Here is a 13,617-nt window from a genome sequence, read left to right as displayed (position 1 = left end):
AAGCAGGCGGGCGCGCAATGATAGCGGTGCGAATGACAGGTTAAAATTGCGAGTTGCCAGTCCCGAAATGGAAGATCGATGTAACCGAACCACCGTGGACGGCATCAAGAGTCGGTGTCGGGTGAGGAGAAAATGAGAAAAATCGCGATTTACGCTCTGCTCACGCTGCTGAGTCTGGCGGCGGTTCTGGGCACACCGGAAACACTGCGCGCCCAGGAGAAGGAAAAACCGGCGCCGTTGAAGCTGAAGGTCGGCGACATGGCCCCCGATTTCAACCTTAAGTATTTCGACGGCGCGAAGGTGCAGGACATATCGCTGCACGAGTTTCACGGCAAGAAAAACGTGGTGGTGGCGTTCTTCGTGTTCGCCTTTACCGGGGGTTGAACCACCGAGATGCGCAACCTCCAAGCGAATTATAAGAAGCTGGAGGATGCGGACACCCAGGTCGTGGGTGTGAGCATGGACAGTCCATTCGCGAACAAGGCATTTGGCGATTCGTTAGGGGTCAACTTCCCTATCGCCAGCGACTGGTTCGACGAGGGCGCGGCGACAAAGGAATACGGGCTGTGGGAGCCAAAGTACAAGGCGGCGCGCCGGGCGACTTTCCTGGTGGGAAAGGACGGAAAGATCGAGGAGATCCAGGTGGATCGAGAGGCGGTTGATCCCACCAAAGTCGTGACCGCGTGCGAGCGGAAGAAGCATTCTTAGTATCAGTTTCAGTTTCGAGTTGGCTGAAACTGAAACTTGACGCTGAAACTATTTCTTAGCGGAGGCGTTGGGCGGAGGAGTGTTGGGACTGGCCTGTTCGGGGGTCAGATATATGACCTCGCCGGGCCGGGCGTAGTGAAGCTGTTCGCGGGCTTCTTTCTCGATGGCGTTGGGGTCGGTCTTGAGGGCCTTGATGCGGTCAGATAAAGCTTGATTCTCCCGCTGGAGTTGGTCCGCGTCTTTTTGCAGGGTGCGGAGTTCCGCCTTCTTTTTCTGGTACACCATCATGCCGTTGGCGCCGAAGATGACGTGCACGGCAAGCATGACGGCGAGCACGGCAACGGCGATGGTGGCGAGCTTGGTGCGGAGGTCGTAGAGCAGGTGGCCGGCGCGGCGGGCGAGTGCGACGGCGCGTTTTTGCAGTTGCGCGCGCGTGGTGTTGATCGGGATGGGGCGGTAATTCATTTGTTGCTGCGCTTCAACCGTCCCTACGGGACTTGCTCGTTCCCGTCTGCTGACCCGGCACTAAAGTGCCGGGCTGTTGTCATTCTGTCCCTTGCGGGACAGTTGCATACGCGAGGGCGCGAGTGTCGCACCATCACTGAAAAATCCACTGCTTGGCTGCATACGCGGCGGCGCGTGTGCCACAAACGCCCAAGCCCGTCTAAGTCACAGGTCGGAGACCCGCGCCACACAACTCGTCATTCAAGAATCCACTGCTTGGCAGCGGTGCTGAGCCTGTCCAGGTCGTCGGAGCTGCGCGCTTCAGAATAGACGCGCACCACCGGTTCGGTGCCGGAAAGGCGATAGCAAACCCAGGAGCCATCGTCGAAAATCAGCTTCAGGCCGTCGGTGCGGACGACTTCGCGGACCCGGCGCCCGCCGAGTTCGCGAGGATCGGCCTGCACTTTGCTAGTGAACTTCGCTTTGACCTCGGGGGTCAAGCGGAAGTTCTCGCGGCGCGGGTAGAAGGAACCAACTTTGACAAATAAATCGTCGAGTTGGCGGCGCAGCGTGCGTCCGCGGCGCGCCACCATCTCGCAGCACAGCAAGCCGGCCAGAATGCCATCCTTTTCCGGGACGTGATGGCGGATGGAAAGCCCGGCGGATTCCTCACCACCAATGGCGATCTTGTCCCGATCAATGAGTTCGCCGATGTATTTGAAGCCGACCGGGGTTTCGTAGAGCTGCACTTTGTGGTGCTCGGCGAGAGCGTTGACCAGGTTGGTGGTGGCCACGGATTTGGCAACGCCGTTGCGCCAACCGCGGGTTTCGACGAGGTAATCGAAGAGGAGGGCGATGATGTAGTTGGGCGAGATGAAGGCGCCGTCCTGATCGAGGATGCCGAAGCGGTCGGCATCGCCGTCGGTAGAGATGCCGATATGCGCCTGCGACCTTTTCATGGCGGCGCGAAGGTCTTCGAGGAGGTGGTCGTCGGGTTCGGGTGCGTGGCCGCCGAAGAGCACATCGCGGAAATCGTGCACGGTGACGACCTCGATGCCGGCGCGGCGGAGGAGATGGTCGGGATAGTCCCGGGCAGCGCCCCAGAGCGGATCGAAGGCGACCCGCAGGTTCGCCTTTTTGATGGCGTCGAGGTCAATGACTTCTTTGAGGCGGGCGAGGTAGTCGGGAGCAACGTCAATTTCTTCGCGCTTGACTGCGCTCGATGGCGGGTGCGCTGCACCGGGACTTGCGGGTGACGGCGCTCCATCGAGCGCGGCGATTTCGGCTTCGATCTGGGCGGTGACCTCGGGGAGCGCAGGGGCGCCGTCGGGCGTGGAGAACTTGATGCCGTTATACTCGGGCGGATTGTGTGAGGCGGTGAAGTTGATGGCGCCGTCGGACTTGGTGCGGATCACGGCCCAGGCGATGGCGGGCGTGGGAGCGGGATCAGGAATCACGCGCGGAATAACGTTTTGGGCGGCGAGAAGATCGGCAGCAAGAGAGACCAGGGATTCACCCAGAAAGCGCGGATCGCGGCCGAGGATGACGGCGGCGCCCTGCGGCTTTCTCGAAGCGACGTAACGCGCAATTCCGGTAATGGCGCGGCGAACGTTGGCGAAGGTGAAATCCTCGGCAATCACGGCGCGCCAGCCGGAGGTACCGAACTTGATGGCAACGGGCATGAGTGCGGCTCCAGAAAGTCAGAAATAAGAAGTCAGAACGCAGAATGACAAGAAAACATTGTCAATCGCCGATTGACGATTGATGGATGCGAAGCACGGCCGCGCATTTTGATGGCGCGTCCGGCGCGTGAGGAATTGTAAATGACCGACAAGAGAATTGTGCTGACGACGGCAGGAACGCGCGAAGAGGCGGGAAAGATCGCGCGGGCGCTGGTGGAGCGGCGGCTGGCGGCGTGCGTGAACGTGGTCGCCATCGAATCGGTGTACCGCTGGACGGACAAGGTGGAAAATGCTCAGGAGTGGCTGCTGCTGGTGAAAACTACGGCGGGGGCATTCGACGATGTGGACACAGCCATCCGGGAACTGCATTCCTACGAGCTGCCGGAGTGTGTGGCGCTTCTGATTGAGGGCGGCAACGAAGAGTATTTGGAGTGGATCGGGGAGAACGTGGGGATCGAGTGATTCAGCGATCTGGCGAGTTGGTGATGGACTTCGCTCCCGCCCTGTTGGCGCGGCGATCGAGCAGCGCGTGCAGGTAGGTTTTGACGTTGGCTTGCAGGCGCGAGTGGTAGAGGACGTCGCGGAGAACCTGGGTGGGGAGCTTTTCCGCGATGGCGATGGCGCGTGCCAGCGGGGTCTTGTCATTGCGGAGCAGCGCGACCTGAACATCGCGGCGGAGCGACCACTTGGGATGGCGGCACACGGAGTGGACCAGCGGCACGGGCGCGTTGTCGCGCAGAAGAGCCTTCACAATCCAGGCCTCGGTCATGTAGGGATTCTCCAGCGCGGCGTGCATGACGCGCTCGTCGGGATCGGCGAGCAGAGCGGCGGCCACGCGGGTGGAGCCGCGCTTAGCCAGGGTAAGGCGCTCGCCGCCAGAGATGGAATCCCGGCGCGAGATCAGCGACTCCTCGATGTTCATCTTCAGGTCGGCGGCAATGCCGGGGGTGAGCACAATCTGCATCAGTTCGAAGGTGTAAAGGTGGCGCGCGATGGGCAGAGAAACATGCCGCGGGGTCCGCGGATGCGAAATCACGGCAACGACGACCTTGCGGTGCTTCATGACCGCGCCGTTCTTGGAGAGGTCAACGATCGCCTGGTACGGCAGGTCGCGACGAGCCAGCAGCGAAAGCGCCAACTCTTCGGTAAGGCGCGCACTGGCGGCGACACCGCACAGAACATCAAGCTGCTGACTACGGACAAGGTCGTCGAGCGGGCCGTGCGGCTCCGGGGTCCCGTGTGCTCCGTCGCCGGAACTGGTGGTCATCAACTGTTCCCCTCGATCTTGGCAGCCAAGCGGCGCGCCAACCACAACGCACCTTCAACCGGCTGGGTGATTTTGAAGCTGACGGCCGCTCGCGGATGCTCGGCGCGCAACTGTTTCCAAAAAGTCCAGCGCACGATGGGAGAGTGAGCGAACACCCCGCCGCCGATGGCGACGCGCACGGCATCGTCCTGCGGCCACAGGCGGCCGATGACCACGCCGGCCAGCCAAGCGAGTTCGTTGCCGGCGGCGGCGAGAAGTTGCTGCGCGATGTCATCGCCCCCGCTGGCCGCGGATTGAACCGTGGGAAACAAGCCCGCGAAATCCGGCGGCGGCGAACTGTTCGCTTTCTGCAGGAGTTGTTCGAGGGACTCGATGTTCCAGGCGTCGAAAATGCCGCGCAGAAGGGCCGTGGCCTCGAACGAGTCCAAGGCGCGCATGACCGCGGCGACAGCGTTGCGGCCAATCCAGTGGCCTGAGCCTTCGTCGGAGATGGCGGGGCCCCAACCGCCGGCGCGTCCGACTTCGCCCTGCCGATTCCGGCCGAAAGCAACCGAGCCGGTTCCAGAGATCGCGACCACGCCGGGCAGGCCGGCGAAAGCGGCTTCCATGGCGGTCACCATGTCGCCGACAACTTCAATGTCACCGGGCACAAGTTCGTGGATCATGGCAGCTATGGTTTCCTTCACCTGCGGGACGGATGCGCCAGCGATGCCCACGACGGCAGCTTCCACCATGCCGGGACGGAGGCGCGCAGCGTCACAGGCTTTGGTGATCGCCTGGTGAAGATTGGAGCGCGCTTCATGCTCACCGAGGCGAACCATGTTGCTACCACCGGCTGAGGCGGTGGCGAGCACACTGTTTTGGTCGCCCACGGCGCAGGTGGTCTGCGTGCCACCGCCGTCGATTCCCAGGTAGATGGCCATGAGGGCTCAATTTCTATCACGGTGGGCACGCGGCGGGGCGGGATTTTCCGGGTGCAAACCCGGGTTTTCCGCGATAATGAAGCGACTTCGAAACAAGTGGGGAACACCGCCGGACATAGCATGGGACTGGATCGGGTGGATCTGATCATCATCGCGGTGTACCTGGCGGGCATCACCGCTTTCGGCGTGAGCTTCCGCAAACGCCAGCGCTCGCTGCGCGACTACTTTCTCGCCGACCGCAACGTGCCGTGGTGGGCGATTTCACTCTCCATCGTGGCGGCGGAAACCAGCACGCTGACCATCATCAGCATTCCCGGGCTGGCGTATCGCAGCAATCTGACGTTCCTGCAACTTGTGATGGGCTACGTGGTGGGGCGCGTGATCATCAGCTTCCTCCTCATCCCGCACTATTTCCGGGGTGAGCTGTACACCGCGTACCAGTTGATGGAAAGGCGGTTCGGGGGCAAGCTGCGGTCACTGACCGCAAGCCTGTTCCTAATCACGCGGGCGGCGGCGGAAGGGGTGCGGGTATTCGCCGTCGCGATCGTGGTGCGGATCATGCTGGGCGCGGCGCTGCGCGGGTTCGGTGACTTCCAGCGCGACCTGATCGCCATCGGCATCGTGACCGCGCTAACCCTCATTTACACATTCGAAGGCGGAATGACGGCGGTGATCTGGACCGACGTGGTGCAGATGTTCATCTATGTGGGCGGAACGCTGGTCGGGTTTGCGACGCTGCTTCACCTGGTGCCGGGCGGGTGGTCAGGGGTGAGCACGGTTGCGGGCGCGGCGGGAAAGTTCCGCATACTCGACTTCTCGCCGGAGTTCTTCCAGGTGTACACCTTCTGGGCAGGATTGATCGGCGGCGCGTTTCTGACGACGGCCAGCCACGGCACCGATCAGTTGATCGTGCAGCGTCTGCTGGCGGCGCGCTCTGAAGGGCAGTCGAAGCTGGCGCTGATCGCCAGCGGCCTCGCGGTATTTTTTCAATTCGGTCTGTTTCTGCTGGTCGGCGTTTTGCTGTTCGTGCTGTATCACACCGCCGCGTCGGCCCCCGCATGGGCTTCTTACGACGAAATATTCCCCACGTTCATCGTGACACGAATGCCGCACGGAGTCTCGGGCCTGCTGATCGCGGCGATTCTGGCGGCGGCGATGAGCAACCTGAGCGCGGCGCTCAACTCGCTGTCCTCGAGCTCCATGGTTGACTTTTACCTGCGGCGGCGTCCGGAGACGGGCGAGCGCGAGCGCTTGCGCCTGTCGCGAATTTCCACCCTGCTGTGGGCGGTGGTGCTGTTCGGGCTGGCGCTGCTTTCGCGCAATATCAAGGTCGTGGTGGAGGTCGGGCTGGCGATCGCATCGGTGGCGTACGGCGCGCTGCTCGGCGTCTTCGTGCTGGGCGTACTCACGAAAAAAGCCAACGAACGCGGCGCCATGGTGGGTTTCTTCTGCGGATTCGTCTTCAATCTTTATCTCTGGCAGGAGCAGCAGCTGTGGGGGGCCATTTCGCGCCGGACTGGCTTCTCGCTGGCGCTTCCGCACGGAGGAGTGCCCTTCACCTGGTACGTGGCCCTGGGTTGCGGGCTGACGTTTGCGATCGGGTACGCTGCCAGCCTGCTGTACGCGCGCCATCCAGTCAACGAGATGTCGACCAGCAGCCGAGGACGCGATGGCTGAGACGCGGCCGCCCGCCACAGCCCGCGAACTGGCGCGCGACCTGACGGTGAGGCACGCCTCGGCCGTCGTGGTGGGCACGATCATCGGCACCGGAATTTTCCTGGTACCGACGGAGATGATGCAGGCGGTCGGCTCGGCCAAGCTGGTGTACCTGGCGTGGGTGGTGGGCGGGGCGCTGTCGTTCCTGGGCGCGCTCACCTATGCCGAGCTGGGCGCGATGAAGCCGGAAGCGGGCGGCGAGTACGTTTACCTGCGCGATGGATACGGGCCGCTGGCGGGATTTGTGTACGCGTGGTCCACGCTGCTGATTGCGAAGCCGGGGTCCATTGCGACGATCGCCACCGGAATGGCACGCATCTTGGGCGGGTTCCCGGCGTTTCGAGGATTGCCGCGGACCGCGGTCGCGTCGCCGCTCACCATCACCTACGCGCAACTGCTGGCGATGGCGCTGGTGATCTTCATCTCGTTCATCAACCACATCGGAGTGAAGCGCGCCGGCGAGTTCCAGTTGTTCTTTACGCTGCTAAAAGTGGGACTGGTGTTGACGGTGATCGTGGTCGCGTTCACCTACGGCGGCGGGCGGGCAGCGAACTACGCGACAAGGTTCCAAGGCGCGAAGGGCGGAATGATTGGGTTCATGATCGCGATGCTGGCGTCGCTGTGGGCTTACGACGGCTGGAACAACCTGAACATGGTGGCAGGCGAGATTCGCCGTCCGGAGCGCAGCATTCCGATGGCGCTGATTGGCGGGGTCGGAATCGTGGCTGCGCTGTACATGCTGATGAACGCGGCGCTGCAATACGTGATGCCGGCGGCGGGAATCGCGGCCACGGGCAGTCCCGCGGCAGACGCGATGCGGATTGTGCTGGGAGCGGGCGCGGCGTCGATTTTCACGCTGGTGATGGGCTTCCAGATGCTGGCCACGCTGAACGGCGCGGTGCTGAGCGGAGCGCGCGTGCCCTTCGCGGCAGCGCAAGATGGATACTTCATCGCGGCGCTGGCGCGGGTGCATCCGCGCTACCGCACGCCGTCGGCAGCCATCGTATTTCAGGCGGCGCTGGCCATCGTCCTGGTCCTGGCGGTGGGAAAGTTTCAGGCGCTGTTCTCGATCACCCTGTTCGCCGAGTGGCTGTTCTACATGCTGACCACCAGCACGGTGTTTGTTTTCCGGTGGCGCGAGCCGGATGCGCCGCGGCCCTATCGCGTGTGGGGATATCCGGTGGCGCCGGCGGTGTTTATCGCAGCCTCGGCGGTGCTGCTGTCTTACACGTTCGCGTCGAATGTGAAGAATTCGCTGCTGGGTTGTCTGGTCATGTTGGCGGGAATTCCGGTGTACCTGGTGTTCAGCCGGAAACGACGGACGACCAGCAGATGATCGGTGTCATGAGGGGCCTGCGGCCAAGCCGCGCGCGTTGCGTCCTAGTCGAAGGAATGCACACAGGGCCGCGGTCAAATAGAATCCCGTCGCCACCAGCAGAAGAGCGTTCATGCCGGTGACGAACGACAGGTTCTGCGCCAAACCGCCGGCCACTGCGCCCACGATATTCGCCCCAAACGCTGCCGACTTGCACTCGGACTTCTCGAACGTGCGAGTGAAGATAATCCCGGCAAAAAACAGCGGCAGCGCATAGCTGCAACTCAGGACTATACCGCTGGTCCGGGCCGACCATGGCATTAGGTGCCACGGCACAAGGTAGTCGGCGATCAGCGCCGCGACCAGCAGGGCGTAATACCGCCGCAGGTCGGTCGGCCTGCGGCGGCTAACGTACAAGTTGGCGAGCACCAAGACCACAAGTATGGCGGTGAGTGCCATGCAGTTCACCAGCCAGGTGGTGCCAAAGTACAACGCCAGCCGGCTGACCATGTGAGTTTCCAGCAGCAGAAATCCTGCCCCGAGAAAGAACAGGGTCCAACTCGAGCTGCTGTTGTTGAAGGATCTGCCGGCCAGCCCGACCGACAGCGTCAGCAGGATCAAGGCAACGGTCAGGTAGGTGCGAGGAATGGCGTGGCTACGGTTATAAACGTAGGGCCAATCGTCGGTGGTGAGCGGCGGCGCTCCGGCCGTGGTCAAAGGAAAGGACGGCGGGCGTTGAGCGACGAAGCTCGCCAACTCTGGTTGGGCAGCGCGTTCCCACAGGTCGGGACTGTTGGAAGCGATGAATACGGTGGCGCGAGCCAACACGCCAACCTCCGGACAGAAGAAAGTGACCGGCGCCCTGCCGAAAACACGGTCCAGCAGAGCGTAGAACCGTTGTCCCATCCACGTCCATGGCGGACGCACTTCAAATTTCAGCACCAGGATTCCACCGGGATTGAGCAGGCGGCGGGCTTGGGCGAAGGCCTCCTCGGTGTAGACGTAGTTATCCACGCGCATGTTGCTGTAGCCGGAGAATTCGGTGTGCGAATCGAGCAGCCCGAAGATAATCACGTCGTACTTGTCGCGACTTTCGCGCAGAAAATTGCGGGCGTCGTTGATGACGCCGGTAACCTTGACGGAACTGTACGGATGTTCGGGATGCAGTTGCCTTCCCAGCCGGTAAATAAGGGGATCGATCTCGACTGCATCCACGTGTAACGCGCCATGGCGCAGCGCGGCGGCGGCGTCGTTGCCTGCCCCCGCTCCCACCACCAGGACCCGATCGCGGTGCGCGGCAAATCGAAAAGCGGCGTCATAGGAACTGTTGGTCACCGCCGCTGCATACGCCGGAAATTGCGCCCGCAGTTCCGGACCGGCGTCCGCGATCTGCATGTAGGAGGAATTGTTCACCTGAATGAGGTACTGCGTGCCGGACAGCCGCAGCAACGAAAGTTTCTGGTAGGGCGACCAGAAGGTATTCGGGAGACCCAGCACCACCACCATGATCAGAGCCGGCACCATGATCAGGAATCCGCCAATCAAGGTGAGCCGGCTATGGTCCACCAGCAGCATCAAAACCACCGCGGCAAGAAACCAATACACCGGCGGCAGCCAGAAAAGCGCCAAAGCGGGCAACAGCCACAATCCCACGATGCTGCCGCCGAGATTGGCCGAGTACGCCGCAATACTGTTGCTGCACGCGTCCAGGCGAGAGCCAACCCACTGTCCGAGAGGCACCATGGCCAGGACCAGAAGAGCCAGCAGCACCGTCATCACCAGCACGGCAAGCGCCGACATTAGCGGAAGCATGGGCACCGAATAGGGATGGTTGAAGCCCCACAACGCCGCGTCCGGACTCATCGCCAACAGGTTGGAAATTTCTTGCAGCAGCAGCGACCAGTGCCGCTCCGGCAGGTTAACCAGCAGCAGCAGACACGCTATGGCAATCAGCGTCGGCAAAAGAGTAACGCGGCGCGCGCTGCGGTAACATCCCACGCCGAAGCCAAGGAAGCAGGCGATCAGCGATAGGTTTTGCACGAACGCGAAGACGCGCACTTCGGTGCTGATCCAACGAATGAGGACAATTTCGAGGAATAGCGCCGCCATGCTGGCCAGCGCCAGGGAAAGCAGCGGCGAACCGCCGGTCGCTCCCGCAGGTTTGGTTGACGATTGGTCCACGATTGGCCGTCGGCTCCCGTTATCCCTACTTGCTCGGGATGAAGGTTAGTGTTGCTTTTCTTAGCAACGCAGTCAACCGGGGAATTAGCTTGCTCCTGAACACCAAGTACACCGGAATTGCCGCGAGGATGACCAGACATAACCGCGACCGATGCGCACGGATGCCAATCAGAATCGGACATTACCCACGGAAGTTCTAAGGCTGATTTTCGCTTGCCCTGCCCAGGTATTGGCAGTAATTTGCGCGTTGGACGGAACTATGGCGAAGCCACACTCGGAAAAGCGGTCAAGACAGCGAGTCAGGACGGACGACACGATAGCGGTCAAGGTGCTGAACGGGGCAATCAAGGACGCGCAGGCGCAGCTGCATGACGTCAGCATGCGCGGGGTGTTCCTGTACCTGCAAAACAGGGTCGCCGAGGGCTCGACGCTGGAAATGGTGTTGCCTCTGCCGCAGGGCATCATGCCCGGCCAGGAAGATTGGATCCGCTGCAAGTGCCGCGTGCTGCGGGTGGAGAACAAAGGCGGCACCGAATACGGCGTCGCCGCCTTGATCGAAGAATTCGAGCCCCTGGACGCGGCGAAGTTTCCGCAAGCGTAGGAACAGTTTCGAGTTTCAGTTTCAGTTACGCCACGGTGACACTGCGCAACTGCCGCACGCGGTCATAGACCTTCACATACTCTCTGGCTGAGGCGGTCCAGGAGAAATCCCTGTTCATGCCGTTGCGCATCAGGGCGCGCCAGTTTCCCTGATCGCGATATGCCTGCAGGGCCATGCGGATGGTAGCCAGCAGCGCTTCCCCGCTGTACTCGCTGAACTTGAAGCCGGTTCCCTTGCGAGCGTGCGGGTCCCAGTTCTCGATGGTGTCGTCCAAGCCGCCGGTGGCCCGCACCACCGGCACGGTGCCGTATTTCAGGCTGTAGATCTGGTTGAGACCGCAGGGCTCGTAGCGCGAAGGCATGAGGAACATGTCGGCGCCGGCCTCGATCTTGTGCGCGATCTTGTTGTCGTAGGCGATCTTGACCGCGAACTTCTGCGGGAACAGCTTATTGAGGCGGCGGAAGAGCTCCTCGTACTCCTTGTCGCCGGCACCGAGGGCGACCACGATCATCTCCTCGCGAGCCAGACGGTCCGCCACCTGCGCGATCAGGTCAAATCCCTTCTGCGCCGCGAAGCGCGAGACGATGCCAATAACCGGCAGCTCGGGATCGGCGTTGGTCACACCGAATTCGGCGAGGAGATCCTGCCTGCATTTGGCTCGGCCGCTCAGGTCGGTGGGTGAGTAGTGGGCGGCGATGAACTTGTCCGTCTGCGGATTCCACTCGTTGTAATCCACGCCGTTCAGAATGCCGGTGACCGACCCGGAGCGCGCGCGTAGCACCCCTTCCAAGCCGAATCCATATTCGGCGGTTTGGATCTCCTGGCTATATTTCTTGCTGACCGTGGTAATGAAATCGGAAAAGACGAGGGCGCCCTTCAGGAAATTGAGCTTGCCGTAAAATTCCAGCTTATCAATGGTGAACAAGTCCCAGGGAAGCATCAGCAGGGGCAGGGTGTCGGGCGGGAACAGGCCCTGGTACCCGATGTTGTGGATGGTGAACACGGAGCCGACGTCGCGCAGCGCCGGGTCTTCGGCATAAACGCTGCGCAGCAGGATGGGAACCAGAGCCGATTGCCAGTCGTGACAGTGGAAGACGTCGGGCACGCCGAGGACCTTGCAGCCCTCGAGCACGGCGCGGGAGTAGAGGGCGAAGCGCTCGGCGTTGTCGCGGTAATCACCCAGGGGTGTGCCGTAGAGGGCATCGCGGTCGAAGTAGGGCGGGTAGTCGATAAAGTAGAATTTGACTCCGGAATGGGTGCCGCCATCGACGACCGAGGCGAAGCGGTAGTGGTCGTCGAAGGGGACCGTGATGCTGCGGATCACGGTTTTGGCGTCAGTCAGCTTGGTCTGCTTGTATTTGGGAAGGTAGACGGTGACGTTGTGGCCGAGAGCGGCCAAGGCGGAAGGCAGCGCCCCGACCACGTCGGCCAGGCCGCCCGTCTTGGAAAACGGGACACACTCGGATGCCGCATATACGATGTTCATGCTGGGTAACCCTCCGGGGTGGAACGCTTTTGGTGGAACCCGACCCGGTCGCCGGCCGAGGAGTGAAAGGCAAAGTCTAAATGGCAAGTCGAAACAGGGTCAATGCCGAGGCTGGAGAAGTCAGTCGCAGCAGCCGTCCGCCCAAGCTGGGACAGAACTTCCTGGCCGATCGCGGCACGGCGGAGAAGATCGTGGCGGCGCTGGGCGATGTGAGCCGCGAAACCGTGATTGAGATCGGGCCGGGCAAGGGTGTGCTGACCAGCCTGCTGGCGGCGGGCGCGGGCAAGCTGATCGCGATTGAACTGGATCGCGTGCTGGCGGCGCAGTTGCGCATGAAATACGCGCCACGACCGAAGGTGGAAATCATCGAAGGCGATATCCTGAAGATTGACCTGGGCACGGTGCTCGGCCCCAGGCCGGGCGCGCTGGCTGGGTTGGCGCCCGCGCCGCTGCGCAAGGTGCAGGTGATCGGAAATATTCCCTACTACATCACGTCGGACATTCTGTTGCGGCTGTTCAGCTATCAGGCGCACTTCGACAAGATCGTGGTCATGGTGCAGAAGGAAGTGGCCGACAGGATTGCGGCCAAGCCGGGCGGCAAGGAGTACGGACTGCTGTCGGCGACGGCGCAGCTATACGCCGAGGTCGAGAGGCTGTTCACGGTGCCGCCGGAAGCGTTCGCACCGCCGCCGAAGGTACACTCGGCGGTGGTGCGGCTGACGGTGGCGCCGCAATTCGAACGGCTGAAAGTGCCGGAGCGAGAGTTCATTGATTTCCTGAAGCTATCGTTCGGGCAGAAGCGCAAGACGCTGGTCAACAATTTGAAGCCGGGTTACGGCGCCGAACCGGTCAAGGCGGCGCTGAAGAAAGCGGGCGTGCGTGCCGATGCCCGCAGTGAAACCCTGTCCCTGGAAAAAGCGGCGGCAGTGTTTCGGATGTTGCGCGGAAACGAGAAATCGTATGACGATTAAGCCGTGGAGGATTAAGCAAAATGGTTAATTTTTCTGAGGGTCAGTTTATGGGACAGCCAAGTCCTATCACTGATGAAGATCTGGCAACTGTGGCACTATTTCTCCATCGTGCCAATTCATTTCAAGCGCTGCTCGAACGCGAAGCTGGTGTTCTTGAGAAAGTCACCCCAAGGGAAAAGGGCGAGACAGGTGACGGCAACGAGGCAGGGACAAGAGGGTATTTGACGAGAGTCTCAAGTAAGAGTGAATTCAAGGAAGCCATCGAAAAATTTGAAGCAGATGAAGGTCCGTTGTGGGGAAGAGATACGATAGCGCATACCCCC

General features: G+C 61.7%; 14 protein-coding genes. 8 read left to right on the top strand and 6 right to left on the bottom strand.

Going from position 1 to position 13,617, the window contains the following annotated elements; all coding sequences use genetic code 11:
- Nucleotides 1–132: 132 nt before the first annotated feature.
- Together LAN64_13495 and LAN64_13490 are read left to right on the top strand one after the other, a co-directional pair.
- On the top strand, nt 133–384 hold the full coding sequence (locus tag LAN64_13495; GenBank protein MBZ5568850.1) for a redoxin domain-containing protein: 252 nt from the start codon (nt 133–135) through the stop codon (nt 382–384).
- Between the two features lie 9 nt (nt 385–393).
- Nucleotides 394–708 carry a peroxiredoxin family protein gene (locus tag LAN64_13490; protein ID MBZ5568849.1) on the top strand — a complete coding sequence of 105 codons (315 nt, stop codon included), beginning with the start codon at nt 394–396 and terminating at the stop codon, nt 706–708.
- Between the two features lie 48 nt (nt 709–756).
- On the opposite strand, the gene LAN64_13485 is transcribed toward LAN64_13490, so the two are convergent.
- A complete protein-coding gene (locus LAN64_13485) occupies nt 757–1,173 on the bottom strand; it encodes a septum formation initiator family protein (protein MBZ5568848.1) in 417 nt (138 codons plus the stop codon).
- A 236-nt stretch (nt 1,174–1,409) separates the two neighbouring features.
- Nucleotides 1,410–2,834 (bottom strand): phosphoglucomutase/phosphomannomutase family protein, encoded by a 1,425-nt coding sequence (locus tag LAN64_13480; protein MBZ5568847.1) that lies wholly within the window; start codon nt 2,832–2,834, stop codon nt 1,410–1,412.
- A 141-nt stretch (nt 2,835–2,975) separates the two neighbouring features.
- Between LAN64_13480 and LAN64_13475 the strand changes: the two genes are divergently transcribed.
- Nucleotides 2,976–3,296 (top strand): divalent-cation tolerance protein CutA, encoded by a 321-nt coding sequence (locus LAN64_13475; protein ID MBZ5568846.1) that lies wholly within the window; start codon nt 2,976–2,978, stop codon nt 3,294–3,296.
- Between the two features lies 1 nt (nt 3,297).
- Here LAN64_13475 and LAN64_13470 read toward each other — a convergent pair whose 3' ends face one another.
- Nucleotides 3,298–4,101, bottom strand: coding sequence for a hypothetical protein (locus LAN64_13470; protein MBZ5568845.1), 804 nt, complete (start codon nt 4,099–4,101; stop codon nt 3,298–3,300).
- Nucleotides 4,101–5,024 (bottom strand): hypothetical protein, encoded by a 924-nt coding sequence (locus LAN64_13465; GenBank protein MBZ5568844.1) that lies wholly within the window; start codon nt 5,022–5,024, stop codon nt 4,101–4,103. The genes LAN64_13470 and LAN64_13465 overlap by 1 nt, the downstream gene beginning before the upstream one ends.
- A 120-nt stretch (nt 5,025–5,144) precedes the next feature.
- Between LAN64_13465 and LAN64_13460 the strand changes: the two genes are divergently transcribed.
- Together LAN64_13460 and LAN64_13455 are read left to right on the top strand one after the other, a co-directional pair.
- A complete protein-coding gene (locus LAN64_13460; GenBank protein MBZ5568843.1) occupies nt 5,145–6,701 on the top strand; it encodes a sodium:solute symporter in 1,557 nt (518 codons plus the stop codon).
- The gene (locus tag LAN64_13455) at nt 6,694–8,076 is read left to right on the top strand and encodes an amino acid permease (GenBank protein MBZ5568842.1); all 1,383 of its coding nucleotides are present in this window, start codon (nt 6,694–6,696) and stop codon (nt 8,074–8,076) included. The genes LAN64_13460 and LAN64_13455 overlap by 8 nt, the downstream gene beginning before the upstream one ends.
- Before the next feature lie 6 nt (nt 8,077–8,082).
- Here LAN64_13455 and LAN64_13450 read toward each other — a convergent pair whose 3' ends face one another.
- On the bottom strand, nt 8,083–10,236 hold the full coding sequence (locus tag LAN64_13450) for a hypothetical protein (protein ID MBZ5568841.1): 2,154 nt from the start codon (nt 10,234–10,236) through the stop codon (nt 8,083–8,085).
- A 259-nt stretch (nt 10,237–10,495) separates the two neighbouring features.
- Here LAN64_13450 and LAN64_13445 point away from each other — a divergent pair, with 259 nt between their 5' ends.
- On the top strand, nt 10,496–10,837 hold the full coding sequence (locus LAN64_13445; GenBank protein MBZ5568840.1) for a PilZ domain-containing protein: 342 nt from the start codon (nt 10,496–10,498) through the stop codon (nt 10,835–10,837).
- Nucleotides 10,838–10,862: 25 nt separating this feature from the next.
- Here LAN64_13445 and glgA read toward each other — a convergent pair whose 3' ends face one another.
- Nucleotides 10,863–12,323, bottom strand: coding sequence for a glycogen synthase GlgA (glgA, locus tag LAN64_13440; GenBank protein ID MBZ5568839.1), 1,461 nt, complete (start codon nt 12,321–12,323; stop codon nt 10,863–10,865).
- An 80-nt stretch (nt 12,324–12,403) separates the two neighbouring features.
- On the opposite strand from glgA, the gene rsmA reads away from it, so the two are divergent.
- Complete coding sequence (gene rsmA, locus LAN64_13435; GenBank protein MBZ5568838.1) at nt 12,404–13,294, top strand: 16S rRNA (adenine(1518)-N(6)/adenine(1519)-N(6))-dimethyltransferase RsmA; 891 nt, start codon at nt 12,404–12,406, stop codon at nt 13,292–13,294.
- Between the two features lie 20 nt (nt 13,295–13,314).
- Nucleotides 13,315–13,617: hypothetical protein (locus LAN64_13430; GenBank protein ID MBZ5568837.1), on the top strand; the 303-nt coding region annotated here is incomplete at its 3' end.

This window comes from Terriglobia bacterium, from assembly GCA_020073185.1.
Classification (GTDB): domain Bacteria; phylum Acidobacteriota; class Terriglobia; order Terriglobales; family Acidobacteriaceae; genus JAIQGF01.
Note: the sequence above shows the minus strand (reverse complement) of the source record. Positions and strands in the feature narration are given on the sequence as shown.

What these genes read in the sequence shown, in the direction of transcription:
- LAN64_13460 (MBZ5568843.1), top strand. Translation starts at nt 5,145, where the DNA reads ATGGGACTGGATCGGGTGGATCTGATCATCATCGCGGTGTACCTGGCG.
- LAN64_13470 (MBZ5568845.1), bottom strand. Translation starts at nt 4,101, where the DNA reads ATGACCACCAGTTCCGGCGACGGAGCACACGGGACCCCGGAGCCGCAC.
- LAN64_13485 (MBZ5568848.1), bottom strand. Translation starts at nt 1,173, where the DNA reads ATGAATTACCGCCCCATCCCGATCAACACCACGCGCGCGCAACTGCAA.
- LAN64_13490 (MBZ5568849.1), top strand. Translation starts at nt 394, where the DNA reads ATGCGCAACCTCCAAGCGAATTATAAGAAGCTGGAGGATGCGGACACC.
- LAN64_13495 (MBZ5568850.1), top strand. Translation starts at nt 133, where the DNA reads ATGAGAAAAATCGCGATTTACGCTCTGCTCACGCTGCTGAGTCTGGCG.
- LAN64_13475 (MBZ5568846.1), top strand. Translation starts at nt 2,976, where the DNA reads ATGACCGACAAGAGAATTGTGCTGACGACGGCAGGAACGCGCGAAGAG.
- LAN64_13480 (MBZ5568847.1), bottom strand. Translation starts at nt 2,834, where the DNA reads ATGCCCGTTGCCATCAAGTTCGGTACCTCCGGCTGGCGCGCCGTGATT.
- LAN64_13465 (MBZ5568844.1), bottom strand. Translation starts at nt 5,024, where the DNA reads ATGGCCATCTACCTGGGAATCGACGGCGGTGGCACGCAGACCACCTGC.
- glgA (MBZ5568839.1), bottom strand. Translation starts at nt 12,323, where the DNA reads ATGAACATCGTATATGCGGCATCCGAGTGTGTCCCGTTTTCCAAGACG.
- LAN64_13455 (MBZ5568842.1), top strand. Translation starts at nt 6,694, where the DNA reads ATGGCTGAGACGCGGCCGCCCGCCACAGCCCGCGAACTGGCGCGCGAC.
- LAN64_13445 (MBZ5568840.1), top strand. Translation starts at nt 10,496, where the DNA reads ATGGCGAAGCCACACTCGGAAAAGCGGTCAAGACAGCGAGTCAGGACG.
- rsmA (MBZ5568838.1), top strand. Translation starts at nt 12,404, where the DNA reads ATGGCAAGTCGAAACAGGGTCAATGCCGAGGCTGGAGAAGTCAGTCGC.